Here is a 19,155-nt window from a genome sequence, read left to right on the forward strand (position 1 = left end):
GCTCGCTCTTCCCCGGGCTTCGCGCCGCCGATGCGCGGGTGAAGACCACCTGAAGCTGGCAGCGCGGCCGAACCAAGGGCAGAAAAGAAGGCGCGGGAGCTGGGCTTCAAACGTTCTCGTTCGGCCGATTTGAGTTTATTTTCAACGGATTGAGCTGTGGACAAGCTGGGGACAACCTGTGCTCTAAGTTGCCCTTGACCAAGGCTCGTTCTTTTTCTGTTCTTAAGGCGACCACCGATCCACGTGCCAGACCCTGCTGTCAATCCCGCTTATGCTTGCTGGTGAAGGCCGCTATGGCCTCCCCTGGCGCAGATCGATGCCGGGTTCGCCTTCAATTCGACGGGCTCCGTTCCGCTCTTCGCGACACGACGGGACGCCTCCATCCAGCAAGGCTTGATCTTCCCCATAATGCTCGGTGCGTTGTCGAGGCCGCTTCGGCCGGACATCAGAAAATAAGCCTGGCTCATCCGGCGCAAACTTATCAAGATGCCCGGCGAAGATTTCGGGAGTTTGCTGCTTGGCGCATCGCGGCCAAAGATAGCGCGAGCCTCAAGACTTCGGTCTTTGCCAATCCCGGTCGATCGTGCCCTGCTCCGCCTTGTGAAAATATTGGGAGCAGACCAACCATCCTTTGAGCGGACGAAGCAAGAGCACGCAGGCCGCCAGGGTGATCGGCAAGGTCGTGAGGAGGTGGACCCAGACCGCCGGCTGGAATGTCGTCTGGAGCCAAAGGGCAAAGCCCAAAGCGGGAATAGCAACCGCGCTCATCGAAAAGAACGCCGGGCCGTCGGCGGGGTCGGCGAACGAATAGTCGAGCTCGCAAACCTCGCAACTCTTTGCCAGGGACAGATAGCCGCGAAACAGATGTCCGCGCTGACACCGCGGACACAATCCCCTGACGCCGGTCAGCATAGGGTTGTCGGTGGGGTTCCATTGCGTTCCTCGCCGATTGTGCTTGTTCATGTTAACGTTCCTTCCATCTCAGGCGCGCCTGCTGAGGCCCGTTCGACCTGCTGCGCGCCATCGCTTCGGCTCCAACCTTCAGCTTGCTTTTGCGCCGCCTTGATCCGCCGGCCCGAGGCATCGAGAAGGATAGAGCCGCTCATGGCGCCCGTCGAATCTGGCGGGCGGTCGTTGAACCCGCCTGTGGCGCGCCCTTGTCCTCGCTCCTTTCCGCGTACCGTGATCAACCTCGGGCCGAAGGAGGAGTTCCTGGCTTGGCGGGATTTTGCCTGGACGGCACTCAGGATACCCATTGCGACTTGTGCGATCCCTTGCTGCCCGTTTTGAGGTCCGTTGCGGAACAATTGCGGCGCGGCAAGATTTCGACAGGATAAAAGAAGGACCGAGAGATGGGCAACAACCAATTCGGCATGCAAAACCCGCTCCACCAGTATCCACAACCGGAGTTTCCCCAGCAGCCGCAGCCGGTTCCCGGTCTGGCAAGCAAGGTGCAGCCTGTTCCCGATCACGGCGAGACGTCCTATAAGGGCAGCGGTCGGCTCGCGGGGCGCAAGGCTCTGGTCACTGGGGGCGACTCCGGCATTGGTCGGGCTGCCGCCATCGCCTTTGCCCGCGAAGGCGCCGACGTCGTCATCAACTACCTACCGCAGGAGCAGAGCGACGCCGACGAGGTCATCAGTTTGATCGAAGCTGAGGGTCGCAGAGCGATCGGGATGTCCGGCGATCTCAAAAGTGAAGCCTTTTGCCAGGAGCTCGTCAAACAGGCCAGCACGGAGCTCGCCTGTCTTGATCTGTTGGCCAATGTCGCTGGCCGCCAGAAGGCGATCGCCGACATTTCGGAACTGACCACCGAGCAATTCGACGAGACGTTCAAGACGAATGTTTATGCGTTATTCTGGCTATGCAAAGCGGCTATTCCGTTCATGCCGGAGGGGTCGTCGATCATCAACACCGCGTCCATCCAGGCCTATCAGCCCTCTCCGACCCTGCTCGATTATGCCCCCACCAAATCGGCAATCGTTGCCTTCAGCAAGGCGCTGTCCAAGCAGGTGCTGCCGAAGGGCATCCGCGTCAATATCGTGGCGCCCGGCCCCTTCTGGACGCCGTTGCAGACATCGGGGGGGCAGACGCAGGACGTCATCGAGGATTTTGGCAGCGAGGTGCCGATGAAACGTCCCGGACAGCCGGCCGAATGTGCTCCGATCTACGTTTTCCTTGCATCCCAGGAATCCAGTTACATCACGGGCGAAAGCTTCGGGGTGACCGGTGGCAACACGCTGCCCTGATGCTGAGCTCCCTTACGCCCGAAAGAACGCAGGGTTTCCTGCCACTGGAACATTACGCTGCGCTGGGAGACGGCCGGTCCGTCGCACTTGTCGGTGCTGACGGCGCGATCGACTGGTGGTGCGCGCCGAACATGGATTCGCCGCCTCTGTTTAATCGACTTCATGACCGAAAAGGCGGCCATTTCACCGTCGCTCCAGTCGGCACGTTTCGCATCGAGCGCCAATATCGCAACGACAGCAATGTCCTTGAAACCCTGTTCATCACGAGCACTGGCTCTGCCAAGGTGACAGAGTCTCTCAACAGCGGCGTCGCCGGGCGCCTTCCGTGGTGCGAACTTGCCCGGCGCATCGAAGGTGTTTCGGGATCTGTCGATTTCGAAATCACGCTAGCGCCGATTTGTGCTCACGGCGGCTTGCGGCGTGTCAATCATCCGAATGCGGAGGTCCGCTACATCGGTGATTTGGCAACGACCTTCTGTCACGACGAGCAAATCAGCATTGTTGTCGATGATGATGAACGAACAACAGCGCGCTTTTTGGCTCGAGCCGGAACGAAAACCTGCCTTTTTTCTCGTGGCAGATCAGGCCCCTTTGCCCACGCCGAAGCTGAACGACATTGATCGTCGGATCGAGCTAAGCGATGAGGAATGGCGACGCTGGGCCAATGAACTGACCTATGACGGACCGTTCAAGGCCGACCTGGTGCGCTGCGCCTTGTCCTTGAAGTTTTTGGTTTATTCAAAGACCGGGACTATCGCCGCGGCCGCCACATCAGGTCTTCCCGAGCGGATCGGCGGCGACAAGAACTACGACTACCGTTACGCCTGGGTTCGTGACGCAGCCTACACGATCAAGGCACTGCTCCGGGCAGGCGCCCTCCAGGAGCCGGTGGGCGCATTTGGCTGGCTCGTGCGAACGATTGCCGGCGACGGCCCAGAACCCCAGGTCGTCTACACTTTGTCCGGTGGCGAGGTGCCGCAGGAGCGTATGGTGGACGTTCCCGGCTACAAGGGTTCGACCCCCGTGCGGATAGGCAACCGTGCCCGTGCGCAGACGCAGCTCAGCTGCTATGGAGACGTGCTCGAAACGGCGGCACTTTTCGCGCGGTCAGGTCACGTTCTCGATCCTCAGGCCGCGCGCCTCCTCGAAAATCTTGCCGAGCAGTGCGTCCGCCGCTGGCGTGAAAAGGATTGCGGCATCTGGGAACTGCAACACAAGCAGCACTACACCTTCTCTAAGATCGGCTGCTGGCTTGCGCTGACGAATGCGGCTGACCTTGCGAAGGAAGGCCATATCGGCGGCGATGCGAACCGTTGGCTCGCCGAAAGCCGCCGCATTCGCGACTGGATTGACAGCCATTGCTGGTCGCAGGAGAAGCAGGCCTACACATTCTATGCCGGCAGCGACAGGCTCGACGCGGCGCTGCTGCTGACGACCCGGTTCGGCTTTGAACATGATGGTCGGCTGAAACGGACCCGTGATGCCATCGAACGCGAGCTGGCGGTTGGCCCGCTCGTCTACCGCTACAGGGGGGTCGACAAGGAGGAAGGTGCATTTGTTGCCTGCTCCTGCTGGCTCGTCGAAGCTTATGCCTTCCTGGGCGAGGTCGATCGTGCCGAGGCGATGCTGAAGACCCTGCTGGAGCGGCTTGGCAACAATTTCGGTATTCTCAATGAGATGGTTGATCCCGCAACCGGCGCAGGTCTTGGCAATCTACCACAAGGCTTGAGCCACCTCGCCCTCCTGCATGCCATCTATTCGCTGCAGGAAAATCGGTCATGATCGATAGACTCCAATTACCGCCTCGCCATGGAAGTGCTTTGCCGACGGTGCCGTGAAATCGTCTGCGCAGCGTAGATTGATGGCCGGCGAAAGGACGCCCCGCGATCCGGACCTTCGAACCGAGCGGCGCGCGCTTTGGGCCACTCGTCGTCGTCGCCTTTTTTAGAAGCGCCTACTCCCTCTGGGTCGTAATCAGACTCAGTTGAGCGCGTTGAGACGGTCCTCGATCTCCATGCACTGAACGCCTTTTCGGCTTGTCCCCATTGTGTTGGCAGCTGATGGGCGAGCGGTTCGACAGGATCAAAAGGATCTGGCTGGCCGTCCCCGGCCCGCAGAAAAATTTGTTGTTACGGCGGGAACGATCAGGTGGCTTCAGAGTCCGGATGTCGGACCGCGCTCCTGGCTTATGTTGTCCCGTAACGCACCAGGCGCCCAAGGACGTGCGGTCCACCCTTTCCCGTTCCTAAACCGCCGTCGGCAGCTCTGAAAGCCCCGCGCTCTACGAGCGGGGCTTTCTTGATTATCCGCTGCTGGGGTCGATGTTTTGCGTTTCAATCAGGAGGACGGGAAGCCTCTACCCTGCCTCCTCGGGCGGCCGACCCGGTCGTTCTGCCGGGTCATTGTCTGCCTCAAGACGCGCTTGAGGAGCTTTCCTTATCGAAAGCCGAAGAAGCTCAGCACTGCCACGATGATGACGATAGCGCCTACAAGCCAGATGAGATTGTTCATCGCTTTTCCTTTCATTGGTCACTGCTGGGGCAGGATGACATTCTGCTCGGTCGTGCTCTTGACGGGCTTCTGGCCGGGCACGTGTGACATGGTCCGCGTCGTGCTCTGCAGCGATTGTCCGTCGGTGCTGGTCTTCGTCCTTGACTTGCTGAACGTTCCCTTGTCGACCGCTTGGGCGTTCGTCTGCGCCTTCAGCTTGTCGTCATTGTCGTTGAGTTGCGTCTTGCTCATCGCCTTGCCGTCGTCTGTTGCGGCACTGCCGCCAGATCCAATGGAGGAGGTCGTCCCATCGTCGGTCTGACACGCCCCGGCGGTTCCAACCGAGCTTGCCGAGGTGCCACCCGCCGACGCACTTCCTGCCGTCCCGATGGTTCCGGCAGCCTTACACTCCTGCGCCGGTGCGGCGGTGGTCAGAGAGAGGAGCGCGAGTGTCATCGCGCTGACCAATGTCGTGGTCTTCATGGTTTTCTCCTACTTCTTGGGCTTGGTCACCGAACAGGTGCCATCGGATCGCTTGGTGACGACAGTTCCGTCTGGCCGGGTCACGCTGGCCGTCGAGAAGCTATCGACGCTTCCCGATCCGTTCGCCGAGCCTGACGCGGATGACGAGGCCGAACTCGATGATCCGCTTCCCATCGTTGTTGATGAGGTCACCTTGCCGTTGCCGGCCGTTACCGTGGTGGACGTTCCCCCGGTATCGGGCTGTTTCTCAACCAGGGTACAGGTCGTTTGATCGTCGAGTTTGATGTCCTCGGCTCGTGCCTGAGTCGCGGCCAAAAGAGCGGCCCCGTAGATGAAAGCTTTCACTGTGTTTGACATTGTCTGGCCTCCGAAGCCAAAATGGCCGGCGTTGAAAAGCGCCGGCCATAACAAGCTAGCAGGATTGGGTGGAGCCGCTCTTCTTGGCTTGGCCGGGAGCGCAGCCCTTCTTTCCGTTGTTTTCGTGAGCGGAGCCTGCCTGGCTTGCGCCTGTACCGACGGAGCTAGCGCTGTTGCCGTCGCCTGCTGACGTTCCGCTTGCCCCGATCGAGGAAGCCGAACCGGCATCACCGGAGCCTGCAGCGGAGCCGCCGGTGCCGACGGAGCTGCCGGAGGTGCCGCCGCCAGCCGATGAACCGCCCGTTCCAAGCGTGGAAGACGAGCCCGAACCGGAGCCGGCCGAAGAACCGCCCGTGCCGACTGTGCTGCTGGAGGTACCGCCGCCAGCTGACGAGCCGCCGGTGCCCACTGTCGACGCGCTGCCCGACGGACAGTTGGTAGCACCCGCGGTGCAATCTCCGCCGGCAGAGCTTCCACCAGTTCCGACGGTGCTGCTGGAGGTTCCGCCGCCAGCCGATGAGCCGCCCGTGCCGAGCGTACTGGACGACTGGGCAAATGCGGTGCTGGCAAGAAGAGCTGCGGCGAAGGCGATGCCGGTTGCCTTGAACATGGGAACATTCCTCCATCGAATATTGAGCTATGGCCCGGTCGACACGACCTCAGGGCTGTCAGACGAACGACGGTTGATGCAGGCTGTTCCTGACCACGGACTTCAGTCGCAGCTATGCCGGACCTTGGTCCGATCCCGGCAGGTTCGAAAAGGAGTGATGCGGGTTTGGCTTCGATTTGTTGATTGGCCCATCGTCGTCGCCATCGTTTGCGGCCCCTATCGTTCCGGCTCCAACTGTCTTTCTGGTGCGAGCAAGAGAGGTCGAGAACACAGCGAACATCCTGCCTCGCTGCTTCCTAGGATTGCTTGTTTGCGTTGATCGAAATCAGAACGAGGCCACCATGCCGATCTATCTCCGGCAGGGCAGGGGGTCTTTATCAACATGATCTTTTTTGGCGGCGTTGCGGCCGCTCCCTTCACAACCGCCTATAGCGCCAGCAAGTTCGGGCTGCGCGGATTTTTGGAGGCATTGGCAGGCGGCTGAGCGCCCCGCTGCCCGCCCTTGATGCGCGCCGCGTTGCCGACGCCATCGTCCATGTGTGGCAAGATCGCCGCGACCAACCACTATGGTCGCATCCGTGACGACGGTGATGAGACTGGCCTATCTCCTTGCACCCAACTTGGCCGCGCGCCTGCTCAAGTCGGCTATGGCGACCAATCTGATGAGGGCGTCGCCGGCGAAGGCAAAAAGCGACGGCAATCTTCATACCCCTCGACAGATGCTGCTCATAGAGAAAGGGGTCAGGTCGCGCCATCAAGCATCGGTTCCGTTCGTTTTGGGACTTGCTGCAGTGTTCGCAATAGCGCTTGCTGCGAAGGCAAGATCATTGCCCGGCCGCGGCCCGGAGGTTGCCGACCAGATGCCGGCGTTCGATGTAATCGTCGGCTGGTGACCTCAGTCGTTGCGCACAGTCTTTCGCGCTGCACCTCGTGCGCCTTGCTTGAGCGTTCTCCAAGAGCTTTTCTTCGTGAACCGCCTGTCGAAAGCGCGGTGCCTGAGTTGCACCTCGCAAGAAAATCTGCCGTTCTCGAAAAGCGGGCTTTCCATTGAAAATAGCTGTGCTACCAGTTCCTGTCGGTTCCCGGAGACGTCGATTCGCATGGATCGGAAATCCTGTATTGATAAATGCTTTTTGCTTATCCTGGCTGTTGCAACGGGGAGCCTGGAAAGTTCTCCCGCACGAGCTCAAGATCAGCTCTTTGATGAGTTTCGTTTCGGCGTTTCGACATCGGTTCAAGGCGGCCGGTCGGGAGAAGACGGGGCTTTTCCGGAATTGACGGTGCTTTTTGATCCGTTCGGATACGAAGCTACCGGCAGCTGGAGGGAGCAGCTTCTGCATCCGCGAGTCCATCTTGGAACGTCGATCGGGTTGAGCGGCGAAGCAACGCAATTCTTCACAGGTTTTACCTGGACCGTTGATTTCAGCGACAAGCTCTTCGCCGAAGCGGGCTTTGGCGGTGTCATCCATACGGGCGATCTTGACGGAAACGACGGCGGCCCCAACCTCGGCTGCCGGGTTCTGTTCCACGAATATGTCGGAGGCGGCTATCGCCTCACAGAGCACTGGAACCTTTTAGCGCAGATCGCGCACTCTTCAAACGCCAACCTTTGCAGTCCGAACGACGGGATGACGCGGGCCGGCCTGCAGGTCGGTTACAAGTTCTAGATCTTTCTGCTCGATCTTATCGCCCGGCGCTCGCAAGGTGGCTACGTTTCGGTATTTTTCATGTGCCCGACGAAAGTCTCCAGGCGTTGCCGGAGGGGCAAACGATTCCGTCGAAACGTGTCTCGCCCTCGAGCGACTGCTGGCTGGTGACGAACTTCCGACAGCCGTTTGCAACTCCATTGGCAGGATCGATACGCTCAATCACACCGGCGCTGCCAGTGTCCGGGTTGGCCCATGCAAGAGCGTAAGTCCCGACCTCTCCGGTCCCCACGACAGCGGCGATCACCGCTTGGTCGCTAAAGGGTGCGGCTCGGGGCGCCGACGTCACGCTTCCTACTTCGAGCGGATCCGTATGGGAGCAACTGGTCAGCAAAGCGAGTGAGAGAACGGCCAAAACGCGGTTCATGATTTCACCTGTCTAGGTGCCGTCTTAGCGCTACGCGTTCAAGCTTGGTAGCGATTGTCTCCTGCGGCATGTTGATGATGTATTTTAGATGTTAGGAAAAGGTAAAGGAGCCGCCGCGCTTATGGCTTCTAGGAAGGCCTTCGGCATCGGCTTGTTCGCACGTCGTCGATCGGTCATTGCGCGTCATGGTCCGGCAAATCGCGAGGTGCCGACCCTTGTTCATTGGTGAGGCCCCAAGCATGCCCTCGCGTCAACGTGTGCTCTTTCCTTGGTCCTGGTTTCGCCGTGAACGAAGCCGCTTGGACCTCTCACGCGTGCCGCAACTCGCCTCCGAACACCATATCCGTCTGCCGCCTTTCGACCTGTCGAGAAACAGCCACCCGCAATTGTCGCCCTTGCATTCGCGTACGGGCCGACGCACGCTGGCATCTATAAGAAGTTCGACGACCTCCAGTGCAAACAGGTCGACAATATCGCGTCTCTCCTCAAGCGGCAGTTTCCACCGCAAGCCTTCAGGCGTCATTTTCAAAACCTCGCGAGCGCGTGCTTTGCGAGCAGCCTGCTCAAGAACCCGCAACTGCGATGTCAATGCGACACCTCCTCGGTCCTCAGCTTCGAAAACGCCATAGGCGGCTTCCCGCAAGTTGACCGCTTCGAGAAGGACGATCCCGGCATCCTGGGTATCTGCTGCCGCCACGCATTTCAGGTGTTCGCCTTCTAGAGGGTCCACAAGACCAAGTCTTTCGGCGAGGACGACAAGATCCCCGAGCGAGCCCAGCAGATCCGGGCCCCAGCGTCCCCGGCGGCTGTCGACCGTGTTGACAAAATCGAGGGCGGCATGGCCGCCACTCAGCGGCATATCAGAGGTCGTGCTGGCCATATTCCAAGGAACAAGTTCGTGTTTCGAAAGTTCGTCACGGTATAAGTACTCTTTACCCGTTGCATTCGCAAGGTTTTGATCATGACGGTATCACGACATCATCTCAAGTTCGTCGTCCTCTGTCTCGTCTGGGGGCTCACCTGGATTGCCGTAAAGACGGGGGTAGAGGCCGTGCCACCGAGCCTTTTTGCAGCAACGCGGTTCATCGCCGCGGGGTTGGTGATGCTCGCATGGGCCGGAAGAGGCAAAAGTCTCGAGTCTTTTTCTCCGGACAACCTCATACGGCTCCTAATCGTCAGCTTATTGATGATCGCCCTGTGCTATGGCCCGCTGTTCTGGGGTATGCAGTTCGTTTCCTCAGGCACGTCGGCAGTTGTCGAGATGTCGCTGACGCCCCTTGCGCTTCTGGCCTTCGGCGTTCTTGCGGGTGAAGAACGCTGGAATGCCGTCGGCGCTGGCGCCATGATGCTCGGGATTGCAGGTCTATGCATCCTCTTTATGCCGGCGCTGAGGCAGGCGGGGTCGGAAGGCCAATCTGTGCTCGGACTTCTGGCGATAGGCTGGGCGGCGATCTCCTCAGCATGGGGCTCAGTTATGGCGCGCCCGCTTGTTTCCCGTTACGGCAGCACGTTTCTATCGGGCTCGACGATGCTCATCGGCGGTTGCTTACTGCTTGCCTGGTCACTGGTATCCGAGCCAGACGCGTTATTGGCGATGACGCGGTTGGGGGCGTGGCATTCCGGCTCGCCAGTCATCGGCGCATGGCTTTTCCTCGTTATCTTCGGCTCTCTTCTCGGATACCGATATTATGTGCAGCTTTTGCGAGATATCGGGCCGGCCAAAGCGGGCAGCTTCGCCTTCGTGTCTCCCGCCATCGCGGTCGTGGTCGGAGCATTTCTGGCAGGAGAACCCGTTAGTCTCCGCAGCCTCCTCGGAATGTCCTTGATGCTAATCGCCGCGGCGACAAGTCTCTTTGCTGATACCATTGCTTCGGGCCTGAGAAAAACGTCGCGGACGCCGCCGACGTCATGACGTGCCTGCTACCGTCGGAACGACCGAAGATCTGAACCTTGAAAGTTGCAGCGCTGTCGACGTAGCAAAAGAAGAAATCTCGATATCTTCGGGTAGGCTTGAGGCGTTGGTCATACTGGACCCGAAAGGGTGCACACGAAAGGATGCGCCGCAACAGAAGGCTCCCGTCGATGCCGGGATCGAAGGTGCTTGTGGAGATCATGCTTAAGCCGAGCCGGTACGCTTGCGCACCAAGTCATTTGACGCAGGAACAACCGCCGTTCAACTTGGTTCGACCCCATCAAACCGCGATCAGGACCAGCTCAATGAGCAAGATTATCAATGTCGACTTCCATCTTATCTGGGAGCCGCCGGTGTTTGTCCGTACCGCCGACGGGCACCGCCAACGCATCGACGGATTGGAGGCAGCATTGCAGGTCCTCAACCGCACATGGTCTTCAGCGGTGCGGTCCCCTCTGCGATGCCGAAAGGCGCAGGTGCGTCGATGCAACCAGTCGGCTGGGCAACACCGACCTGGCGCGACGGACTTTCGCCGAGGCGGCCCATGCCGCGGAGGTTTATCCATGAACGCCGGCGTCGACGCGATGTCTCTTCCCGTGAATCCGACACTTTTAGAGCGAGAATATTTCCGGAGCCTACACGTGGCGCGAACATGTCTGAAAGAGGCGGGATGGGCGTCGATAGTCGCCTTCACGACCGTGGGATCATCACGGCCTTCTCCACGTCGTTGAGGGAGGGGCCATGCACGACGCGGTAACGCGCCTCGACGAGATTGTAGAGCCCGAATGCGGCTAGGCCTAGAGAAACCAAAATGTAGAGGAGCGCACCGAAGGGGAGCTGTCGCAACCATGTCAGCGCATCCGACATGCTGCCTGCCTGATCGGGGTCTACCGTAATACCCGCGTATGCGAAAAGCAGGCCTGTAAGGGCGAACACAATACCGCGAGCGACAAGGCCATAGATGCAAACGACACGCATGAACCCTTTCGCATCGGGCAAGCGGAGATATTTCTCGAATTTGCGCGTCAGCCCCTTCATCGACGTTATCACCCCGCCGATGATGAAGCCAAGCCCCACCACCATCGCTAAAGACGCACCGTAGGGTTGGGACATGATCCAACGTGCAAGACTTTGCTCGCCCGAGGACTGCCCGCCACCGCCCGCCGACAGGGCGTGACTGATGGCAAAACTCGCCAGCCCGATATAGGCCAAGGCGCTACCAAGGAGCGCGGCCCTGATGGCCAGTGCCTTGCTGCCTGATCCATGTCCATCGCTGTCTGCAAGCGACTGCGCAAGTCGCCAGGCCACGAAGCCGAGCAGACCGAGGCCAATGGTGCCAACCCAGACCCGTCCGAGGGGCTGATCAAGAAGTGTCGACAAAGCTGATTTTGTATCTGGCCTGCCGCCGGCCAAACCCGAGAAGAGGGCCATCGCAGCAACGAGCAGGAAGACGACGCCTCTCGCGGCATAGCCGGCTTTTGCCAAAGTTCGAACATTCAGTCTCGTCACCAGACACGCTCCATCGCCAATTTGTCACATCAACGCACAGGACGTGAAAAAGTTGTGCCTTATCCTCGTCTAGCCGGACGAGCACGCGGCCAAGATCGTCGGCCGGGCTTTCTTCAACGCTAGATCTTGGCTGGGTCGTTCCTCAAAAGAATAAACCTGCGGGAGCGGACAAAAGCCGACGTAAAAAAGAGGTGCCACGAAGGCGACATCAGGTCTGATGGACCGGAATGAACGCGCGAAGGAGCAATGATCAAGGTTTGATCAGATATCAGTTGGGGGCGTATCTCTTGTCAGCATTCGACGGGAACCCTTTCGGCAGCCAGAGCATCGGCAGTCGACAGTAACGAACGAGGCCCCTTGGCTGTGAGCTGTTACCAGTCAAACGCTTTGTCCTCCTGTCTTGGGGGTGAAGTTGTTCGATCAGGATCTTCAAGCTGGTGGGAACTTTCTGTCACGCCGCAGGTTTCAAAGGCGTCACTCGATTGCACGCCCCCAACCCACTATCGGGTGAACGTTTCAGAAAGACCGGAAAAGAGCCCCCGCTTATCACGGGGGCTTTTTGCTGCCGCCGAAGAACGTAATTTCGGGCCTCTGCGAGGTTGCGATGCCAATAAGGGGCAAGAGATGGCGTCGTGGCCCTGCTACGAGGACATTCTCCCACCGAGGTGGCAGGCGAGCGTTGTGTCGTCACCACCACCCCGAAGCGAGCAGGCAGGCCAAATCGCTGCTTCCTCTTGCCGGGGATCCGGAACAAGAATGAGGTCCTTTGCGTTTCCAATCCTCGTTGAACATCCGCGCTTCGATCGCTCCAACCCGACGCTTTGACCCGCTCATGCAGCCACATCAGCGCATCTTCTTCATCCAGTTCGCGGTCGCCTTCATGCTCGGAGCTTTGTTTTCACGCCTCCCCGACCTCCAGGCCCGATTTGCACTCTCCGAGGGCCAGCTCGGCATTCTGCTAGTGTCGATGTCCTCAGGGGTTCTATTCGGCCTGACCTTCTCCGTTCCGGTGATCGAAAGGTTCGGCGCCCGCACCATGGCTTTCCTGACAGTATTTGGCGCAAGCACCGGATTTGCCCTTGTTCCCTGGATGCCTTCGGCGGTCGCCGCCGCTCCGGTCCTGTTTGTGGCTGGTATCCTGACCGGCGCCTTCGAGATCAACGCGAACATCGAAACCGATCGCCACGAAGCCCGGCTTGGACGAAGGATTATGAGCCGCGCGCATGGCATGTGGAGCACCGGTTTCTTCATTACGGCTCTCGTCGGCGCGATCATGCGTCAAGCGACGATACCAGTCGAGATTCACATGGCGCTAGCGCTTGCGCTGATCCTGATCAGTGGAACGATCATCTTCACGCAGATCCAAACCGCGCCTCGCCGAGACAACACACCCAAAATCGGCAAGCACCTGATCGCGCTGCCGACCCTCGGCCTCCTACCTCTTTGCTTGATCGGCGCTGCACCCTTGCTCGCCGAAGGGGCAAGCGTGGATTGGTCGGCGATTTACATGCGCGACGTGTTCGCGGCATCTCCCTTCGTTGGGGGCCTTGGCGTCACGATATTCTCCCTCATGATTGCCATTGGCAGGCTCGTCATGGACAAGTTCGTTGACCGCTTTGATGCGCTCGCCGTCGCCAGGAGCCTGCTTCTCATCACCGCCGCGGGCCTGGTCATGGTGGCGACGGCCCCGCATGCGGTGGTTGCGCTCGCAGGCTTCGCACTGACCGGCATCGGATGTTCGGCTGTCTATCCACTGGCAATTTCCGCAGCGGCGGGGAGGGGTGATCGCGCACCGTCCGTCAATGTGGCAGCTCTGGGACAAACGACATTTCTGGTTTTTTTCGCGGGGCCGCCGCTGCTCGGCTTCGTCGCCGAGTATTTCGGCGTGCGCTGTTCTTACTGGACAGTCGTGCCGCTCGTAGCCGCCGCGCTGATATCGAGCAGGGCACTCGCGAAAACCCGGGTTCCGGTAGCCTGAGCGCTGAGGGAGAAAGCTTAGGATCTTGCCTGTTGCGCACGGTGAACTAAGTTGTCCGGTCGAATCTGCGTCGGACCGCAGGTGCGACGCAAGAGATGAGGGAAGATCTATGAGAACAGACGAACGTCAGCCTGAACAACATCCATTCGAAGCCGATGTCAGCCGCCTCCTGCACATGATGGTGCACTCGGTCTATTCGGACAAGGACGTTTTCTTACGCGAGTTGATCTCGAATGCTGCCGATGCCTGCGAGAAACTTCGCTACGAGTCGATTTCCCAGCCCAATCTCAGCGCAGACGGCGCGCAGCTGCAAATCCTCGTCAGCCTCGATGAAGACAAGCAGACACTGAGTGTGGAGGACAACGGCATTGGCATGAGCCGAGAGGAGATGATCGATGCGCTGGGCACGATCGCGCGGTCGGGCACCCGCGCCTTCATGGAACGGATCGAGGCCGCGAAAGGCGGGGAAAAGGCCGAGCTGATAGGCCAGTTCGGCGTCGGGTTCTACTCCTCCTTCATGGTTGCCGATCGCGTCGATGTCATTTCCAGGCGGGCCGGCGGTGAGGAGGCATGGAGGTGGTCGTCCGACGGCAAGGGCAGCTACGATATTGTCGGCGTCGATGGTAGTAGTGCTCCGACGAGAGGAACCCGCGTCGTGCTTCACCTGATGGGCGAGGCGAAGAAATACACTGCCCGGTGGACGGTAAAGAGCATCATCCGCGAGCAGTCCGGCCATGTCCCCGTGCCCATCCGCCTAGTCGAAAAGGAGGGAAGCGATCCGCAGCAGGTCACGGACGGCCTGGCGCTTTGGACAAAGCCCAAGACTGAAATTTCGAAACAGGAATATGACGATTTTTATCGAGGCGTGTCGGGCCAATACGACGAGCCCCTGCACACTGTGCACTTCCGCGCCGAAGGGCGCCAGGATTATACCGCGCTCGCCTTCATCCCGGGCTCGCAGCCTTTCGATCTTTTCGATCCAGACCGCCACGGTCGGATGAAGCTCTACGTCAAGCGGGTTTTCATCACGGACGAGGCCGAGTTGCTGCCGCGCTATCTGCGGTTTGTGCGGGGCATCGTCGACACGGCGGATATGCCGTTGAACATCTCACGTGAGATGATCCAGGAAAGCCCGATTCTCGCCGCGATCAGAAAGGGTGTGACCGGGCGTGTTCTCGCCGCACTGGAGAAGATGGCCGAGAATGACGCCCAGACCTTCAAGACGTTCTGGGACCTGTTCGGCGCGATCATCAAGGAGGGCATCTACGAGGATTTCGAACGGCGCGTCCAGCTGCTCAAGCTCGCGCGCTTTCGCACCACCTTTTCCGGTCAGGAGACACGCAGCCTGGCGGAGTACCTTGCCGACATGAAAGATCGACAGACCGCGATCTACTATATAAGTGGGTCCTCGATTGATCAGCTGAACGCGTCGCCCCAGCTGGAAGGTTTTCGAGCAAAAAATATTGAAGTGCTGCTTCTGACCGATTCAGTCGATAGCTTCTGGCCGACAAACGCCCCTGACTATGAAGGCAAAACCTTCAAATCGATAACTCAAGGTGCAGCCGATCTGGACGGCCTGGACGATGCGCTAAATAATCGCGACAACAGTTCCCAGTCGTCCGCGGACGTCGCCGCCTTTATCGATTTTGCGCGAGCCACTCTGGCCGAGGCTGTGGCCGATGTCCGTGTTTCCGCGCGCTTAACGCAAAGCGCGGTCTGCCTGGTTGCCCCTGAACATGGCCCCGATCGGCAGCTCGAAAAGATCCTTCAGGGTGCTGGCAGGCTGCAGACCGCTTCAAAGCCGATCCTGGAGATCAATGCTGGAAACGAACTGGTGCGAGAAATCGCGGCGATGAAGGATCAGGTATTCCGGCAGGATGCCGCATGGCTTTTGCTCGATGAGGCCCGCATCCTCGATGGCGACAGGCCAGTTGATCCCCGAGCCTTTGCCGACAGGCAGGCACGGCTGTTTTCGCTAGCGATGGGACGGCGCTCCTAACAAGGATTAGAGCTGGCCCTGGAGGTTCTGCCGCGCTGTTGATCTATACGCTAGCGCTACGTCCTGCGGCCAGTCTATCCTCTTGCTGGTTGTCGTCGTGGTCAATGCGAACCGGGACGCGCTTGCGAGGCGGATCAACGGAGAACTAGAATTTCCTTTCGGCGGCGGAGATCTCGACCTGGGTGCTGACACGTTCGTCGTTCATCAAGCTGCCTTTCAGCATGGCCTGCGTGATCTTTCCGTTCCGATAAGCCTCGATCACTTCCCGGTGGTCCTCTTCTAGCTCAGCGACCGACGCGGGCTCGACAATCCCGAGCTCCGTCATGAAGCTGCGCAACCAACCGGATTTTTCTGCTTCAATCTTCGACATCAATAGCGTCCTTTCATGATCCTGACACTAAAAGAGCTTTTTCTGCTCAAGTGTCATCAATGACATCCGTCGACGGACGATCTTCGCCGCTAACCTCCTGGGTCTGCCACGCGCCGGTTTCATCCTGAAAGGTGATTTCGGTTGATTCCCCGCTGAGGCGCTGCCGGCTCGCCGCTGCGCGCGCCGCCTGCAGAGCCTCTTCGTGAGACACGAAGGTCTCCGACCAGACGTCCTCCATCCGATAGGCAAATCCCTCATCGTGTTCTGCGACATGATAGATCACGGCCATTGCATTCTCCCTTTCTCCTAGCGACAACGATCAGAGAGAAAGGGAGTTCCCCTAAAGCCCGGACAGCCCGGCAGGAGCGAGCCAAAACACGGGATCGCGTCAAGGATGACCTTACGACCTGCCCAGCGGCGTGCGGCCACTAGCCCTACGCCCTATCTCGTCCATGACCCCCTGAAATCCGAGCAGGAGCACGCGGCATTGCCGGGCGGTAGAACCCAACCCTGCTGCCGGTAGACCTGGGCAAGCCTAGTGCCTTGTCAGGGTGACCTGTTGCGCTTCGACGTCAGTCATCGCGTTCTGATGCTCCAGCAAGAAGCGTTCGACATCTCCGCCACAAGCTTCCTTGATCTCTGCGACGCTGAAGCCTTCTTCCTTGCCCCTGTCGACCAGATGCTTCGCCTTATCCCGAAAATCCGACTTCTGGTGGTGGAAGCCCGGGGTGCCGATGATTTCCTGAACGCGATCATCCAGCCAGTCGTTTAGAATTGCCATTATCATCTCCCGTCCGATCAATTTGCCATTTAGGTCCCGTTGCGCAGGAGGCAAGAAGCCTGTGATAATCCTGTCGAAGCTCGCGCAGACCTGTTCCAGATTCGGGGAAAGTCATATCGACCTCGGGCCGCGGCCGGTCACCATCAGGTAAAACTTGCACCGCGCGCCCTTAGTCCGGTTCAGGACAAAGGCTGGTCTTGGGTCCGCTAGCGTACCGCATCCTCTGCGCCAAAAGCGCGTTCAGCCTTCTCAGGAGAAGGAGGCAACCATGCCAGACACTGAGATCGTGCGGAAGAGAAACACAATGAATGCAGAGCAGAGGATGGATGTCCTGGAGCGGACGAACCAAGCGGCACGGGAGGCACTTGAAGAAGAGCGTCGACAGCGCGACGCCAAGACCGCCAGACTTCGGCTCGCGCGCATGCAGGCTGCGGCGCAAGCCCGCCAGCTCTGAGAGCAAGCGAGCCCAGCGTTTTCGTGTTTTCGCAAGCACCCCGCAATCAGCCATTGACACGAACTCGCACCGCGCGCCACCCGCCTGTGTCGGTTCGATATTGCGCCTGGTTCAGTCGGCTGTGTCAGGAATCCTGGTGCTGGACTGTTTGGCTTGCCGTTGTCTTGCTTCCGCGCCCGGCCGTCCGTTCCGACTGTTGCTTCGCCTTGCGCGGGGTGCCGCTATCCAAAGGTGACGAGCTTAACCGCCTTTTCCGGAGCGAGTCGTGCTGCTTGTTGAGATTTACTCGCCATTGAGAAGGCGACCACCTGCCGGTACCGAAAAATTATAGTCCGAACAAGAGTGCCCACCTGGATCGCATCACCGTGGCGGGAGCGGGTTTTTAAGCCGCAGACTGGTAGGCACGGGGTGTAGTCATCAAGAAGGGCTGATCAATTCCGACCCTTGTACCGTTTTGGTTCGTGGGTACCTGGCTTCGTTGTCGATGAAGACGCGGTACCGTACCAGAACGAGAGGGGCACGCCGCGATCCGCCGTCTCACCGCGTCACGAAGAGGCTAAAACTTCGGGTGCCATTTCAAAAATTACACGTGGTCAGTCGAAGCAACCGCACCGCGGCGCGTCGTCCCTGAGGGAACCGAATCGATGGCTCCAAGTTACCGGCAGATGAACCACATCGTCACCGGCTTCGCTATCATCGGCGCGGAGGCAAAGCTTGCCTCTGGCCTCGTCTACGTCCCCGGTCTTGAAACGGGCATCACCCGGGAGAAGCGGGGGGACTTCTTCGACTATTACAGGCCGGACGGCAGGCGCATCACGGAACCGTCGGAGATCGAGCGGCTCAACGCCCTCGCGATTCCGCCCGCCTATGAGAATGTCATCATCTCGACCAACCCGTTTTCCCACCTGCAGGCTGTCGGAACCGATGCCCGCGGAAGGCGTCAGTATCGCTATCATCCCGAATGGCATGCGGAGCGGGGCAAGGCAAAGTTTGATCGCCTCGGCGAGTTTGCCCGCCGGCTTCCCGACCTGCGCGAGAGGGTTGATAGCGATCTTCGTTCACGCGGCTTTACCATGGACAAGGCATTGGCGACGGTCGTCTGGATGCTCGACAATCTTTACATTCGAATTGGCAACGCGGCCTACGCCAAGACGAACAAATCCTATGGACTGACCACGCTTCGAAGTCGTCACGTCGTCGTCGAGGGGGGTAGCGTCAGGTTCCGCTTCAAAGGCAAATCAGGCAAGGAGTGGAACCTTTCGCACAGCGACCGCCGGATCGCCAATGTGGTGCGCAAACTTCAGGAACTACCGGGGCAAAACCTGTTCCAGTATATGTGCGAGGACGGTGCATGCCGCCAGATCACGTCGCATGATGTGAACTGCTATATCAAGGACATTACGCGAGAAGATTTCAGTTCGAGACAATTCCGAACCTGGGGTGCCACATGCTTGGCGGTTGAGGCGCTTGCGTCGATCAAGGCGGCGTCCACCAAACGCGAGCTCTCCCGTCAGCTGAACCAAGCCATAGACGGGGTCGCCGCAACACTCGTCAACACGCGATCCGTCTGCCGCTCGTCCTACATTCATCCCGCGGTTTTCGAGGACTTCGAGGCCGGGTCGTTGAGCGATGTCCTCAAGCTGAGGACGCGGAGTACTCGGCTTCTGGATTGGATGGACTTGGACGAAATCAGAGTGCTGAAATGGCTAGGCAAGCGTTCAGCTGTTCCGTGCCAAACGAGCCTGCTTCCGGACATGTCCATGGTGACGGCGGAGGGTACGAACGATCCAGGATCAAGTTGACGACCACGGACTTGGGGGTTGAGCGGCATCACGGAGCGGACCGATCCGGTGGAAGAGCGCCGGCCAGGCGGATGACGTTGTTCGCAAG

21 protein-coding genes are annotated in these 19,155 nt (G+C 59.4%); 10 read left to right on the top strand and 11 right to left on the bottom strand.

The genetic code is table 11. The features are described from left to right. Positions 1–549 precede the first annotated feature (549 nt). Positions 550–963: a DUF983 domain-containing protein gene (locus FHT93_RS19285; protein ID WP_112543234.1), complete on the bottom strand. Its 414-nt coding sequence runs from the start codon at positions 961–963 to the stop codon at positions 550–552. After that, entirely contained in the window at positions 960–1,379 is a 420-nt protein-coding gene (locus FHT93_RS19290) for a hypothetical protein (protein WP_162710041.1), read from the bottom strand. The genes FHT93_RS19285 and FHT93_RS19290 overlap by 4 nt, the downstream gene beginning before the upstream one ends. Between FHT93_RS19290 and FHT93_RS19295 the strand changes: the two genes are divergently transcribed. From FHT93_RS19295 to FHT93_RS19300, 3 genes are read left to right on the top strand one after another with little or no spacing between them, the layout of a single operon-like run. Continuing rightward, positions 1,353–2,249 (top strand): SDR family oxidoreductase, encoded by an 897-nt coding sequence (locus FHT93_RS19295; RefSeq protein WP_112543236.1) that lies wholly within the window; start codon positions 1,353–1,355, stop codon positions 2,247–2,249. The genes FHT93_RS19290 and FHT93_RS19295 overlap by 27 nt on opposite strands. Continuing rightward, on the top strand, positions 2,249–2,869 hold the full coding sequence (locus tag FHT93_RS35570) for a trehalase-like domain-containing protein (RefSeq protein WP_246781649.1): 621 nt from the start codon (positions 2,249–2,251) through the stop codon (positions 2,867–2,869). Before FHT93_RS19295 ends, FHT93_RS35570 begins: the two co-directional genes overlap by 1 nt. After that, positions 2,757–4,031: a glycoside hydrolase family 15 protein gene (locus FHT93_RS19300; RefSeq protein ID WP_246781681.1), complete on the top strand. Its 1,275-nt coding sequence runs from the start codon at positions 2,757–2,759 to the stop codon at positions 4,029–4,031. The genes FHT93_RS35570 and FHT93_RS19300 overlap by 113 nt, the downstream gene beginning before the upstream one ends. A 747-nt stretch (positions 4,032–4,778) precedes the next feature. Here the strand turns inward: FHT93_RS19300 and FHT93_RS19305 are convergent. The 3 genes from FHT93_RS19305 to FHT93_RS19315 are packed head-to-tail and all read right to left on the bottom strand — an operon-like array spanning position 4,779 to position 6,189. Continuing rightward, positions 4,779–5,222 (bottom strand): hypothetical protein, encoded by a 444-nt coding sequence (locus FHT93_RS19305; protein ID WP_112543238.1) that lies wholly within the window; start codon positions 5,220–5,222, stop codon positions 4,779–4,781. A gap of 9 nt (positions 5,223–5,231) precedes the next feature. Continuing rightward, complete coding sequence (locus FHT93_RS35575) at positions 5,232–5,579, bottom strand: hypothetical protein (protein WP_112543361.1); 348 nt, start codon at positions 5,577–5,579, stop codon at positions 5,232–5,234. Between the two features lie 55 nt (positions 5,580–5,634). Beyond that, on the bottom strand, positions 5,635–6,189 hold the full coding sequence (locus FHT93_RS19315) for a hypothetical protein (RefSeq protein ID WP_112543239.1): 555 nt from the start codon (positions 6,187–6,189) through the stop codon (positions 5,635–5,637). Positions 6,190–6,779: 590 nt separating this feature from the next. Here FHT93_RS19315 and FHT93_RS19320 point away from each other — a divergent pair. Continuing rightward, positions 6,780–7,082 (top strand): hypothetical protein, encoded by a 303-nt coding sequence (locus FHT93_RS19320; RefSeq protein WP_183848965.1) that lies wholly within the window; start codon positions 6,780–6,782, stop codon positions 7,080–7,082. A 207-nt stretch (positions 7,083–7,289) separates the two neighbouring features. Continuing rightward, positions 7,290–7,856, top strand: coding sequence for an acyloxyacyl hydrolase (locus tag FHT93_RS19325; protein WP_112543242.1), 567 nt, complete (start codon positions 7,290–7,292; stop codon positions 7,854–7,856). A 58-nt stretch (positions 7,857–7,914) separates the two neighbouring features. On the opposite strand, the gene FHT93_RS19330 is transcribed toward FHT93_RS19325, so the two are convergent. Further along, positions 7,915–8,262 carry an RT0821/Lpp0805 family surface protein gene (locus tag FHT93_RS19330; protein WP_112543243.1) on the bottom strand — a complete coding sequence of 116 codons (348 nt, stop codon included), beginning with the start codon at positions 8,260–8,262 and terminating at the stop codon, positions 7,915–7,917. A gap of 250 nt (positions 8,263–8,512) precedes the next feature. Beyond that, positions 8,513–9,121: a CGNR zinc finger domain-containing protein gene (locus FHT93_RS19335; RefSeq protein ID WP_246781650.1), complete on the bottom strand. Its 609-nt coding sequence runs from the start codon at positions 9,119–9,121 to the stop codon at positions 8,513–8,515. Between the two features lie 102 nt (positions 9,122–9,223). Here FHT93_RS19335 and FHT93_RS19340 point away from each other — a divergent pair, with 102 nt between their 5' ends. Further along, positions 9,224–10,174: an EamA family transporter gene (locus FHT93_RS19340; RefSeq protein WP_183849393.1), complete on the top strand. Its 951-nt coding sequence runs from the start codon at positions 9,224–9,226 to the stop codon at positions 10,172–10,174. 690 nt (positions 10,175–10,864) lie between these two features. On the opposite strand, the gene FHT93_RS19345 is transcribed toward FHT93_RS19340, so the two are convergent. Further along, on the bottom strand, positions 10,865–11,659 hold the full coding sequence (locus FHT93_RS19345; RefSeq protein WP_183848967.1) for a DUF1206 domain-containing protein: 795 nt from the start codon (positions 11,657–11,659) through the stop codon (positions 10,865–10,867). 856 nt (positions 11,660–12,515) lie between these two features. Between FHT93_RS19345 and FHT93_RS19350 the strand changes: the two genes are divergently transcribed. Together FHT93_RS19350 and htpG are read left to right on the top strand one after the other, a co-directional pair. Beyond that, a complete protein-coding gene (locus tag FHT93_RS19350) occupies positions 12,516–13,661 on the top strand; it encodes an MFS transporter (RefSeq protein WP_112543363.1) in 1,146 nt (381 codons plus the stop codon). Positions 13,662–13,770: 109 nt separating this feature from the next. Then, on the top strand, positions 13,771–15,660 hold the full coding sequence (gene htpG, locus FHT93_RS19355; protein WP_183848969.1) for a molecular chaperone HtpG: 1,890 nt from the start codon (positions 13,771–13,773) through the stop codon (positions 15,658–15,660). Positions 15,661–15,805: 145 nt separating this feature from the next. Here htpG and FHT93_RS19360 read toward each other — a convergent pair whose 3' ends face one another. From FHT93_RS19360 to FHT93_RS19370, 3 genes are all read right to left on the bottom strand, one after another. Beyond that, on the bottom strand, positions 15,806–16,030 hold the full coding sequence (locus FHT93_RS19360) for a hypothetical protein (protein WP_183848971.1): 225 nt from the start codon (positions 16,028–16,030) through the stop codon (positions 15,806–15,808). Positions 16,031–16,076: 46 nt separating this feature from the next. Then, positions 16,077–16,319 (bottom strand): hypothetical protein, encoded by a 243-nt coding sequence (locus FHT93_RS19365; RefSeq protein ID WP_183848973.1) that lies wholly within the window; start codon positions 16,317–16,319, stop codon positions 16,077–16,079. A gap of 246 nt (positions 16,320–16,565) precedes the next feature. Next, a complete protein-coding gene (locus FHT93_RS19370; protein WP_183848975.1) occupies positions 16,566–16,811 on the bottom strand; it encodes a hypothetical protein in 246 nt (81 codons plus the stop codon). 268 nt (positions 16,812–17,079) lie between these two features. Between FHT93_RS19370 and FHT93_RS19375 the strand changes: the two genes are divergently transcribed. Next, on the top strand, positions 17,080–17,265 hold the full coding sequence (locus FHT93_RS19375; RefSeq protein WP_183848977.1) for a hypothetical protein: 186 nt from the start codon (positions 17,080–17,082) through the stop codon (positions 17,263–17,265). 665 nt (positions 17,266–17,930) lie between these two features. Beyond that, positions 17,931–19,067 (top strand): DNA topoisomerase IB, encoded by a 1,137-nt coding sequence (locus FHT93_RS19380; protein ID WP_183848979.1) that lies wholly within the window; start codon positions 17,931–17,933, stop codon positions 19,065–19,067. Positions 19,068–19,155 lie beyond the last annotated feature (88 nt).

It is taken from the genome of Rhizobium sp. BK379 (assembly GCF_014193955.1).
Lineage (GTDB): Bacteria > Pseudomonadota > Alphaproteobacteria > Rhizobiales > Rhizobiaceae > Rhizobium.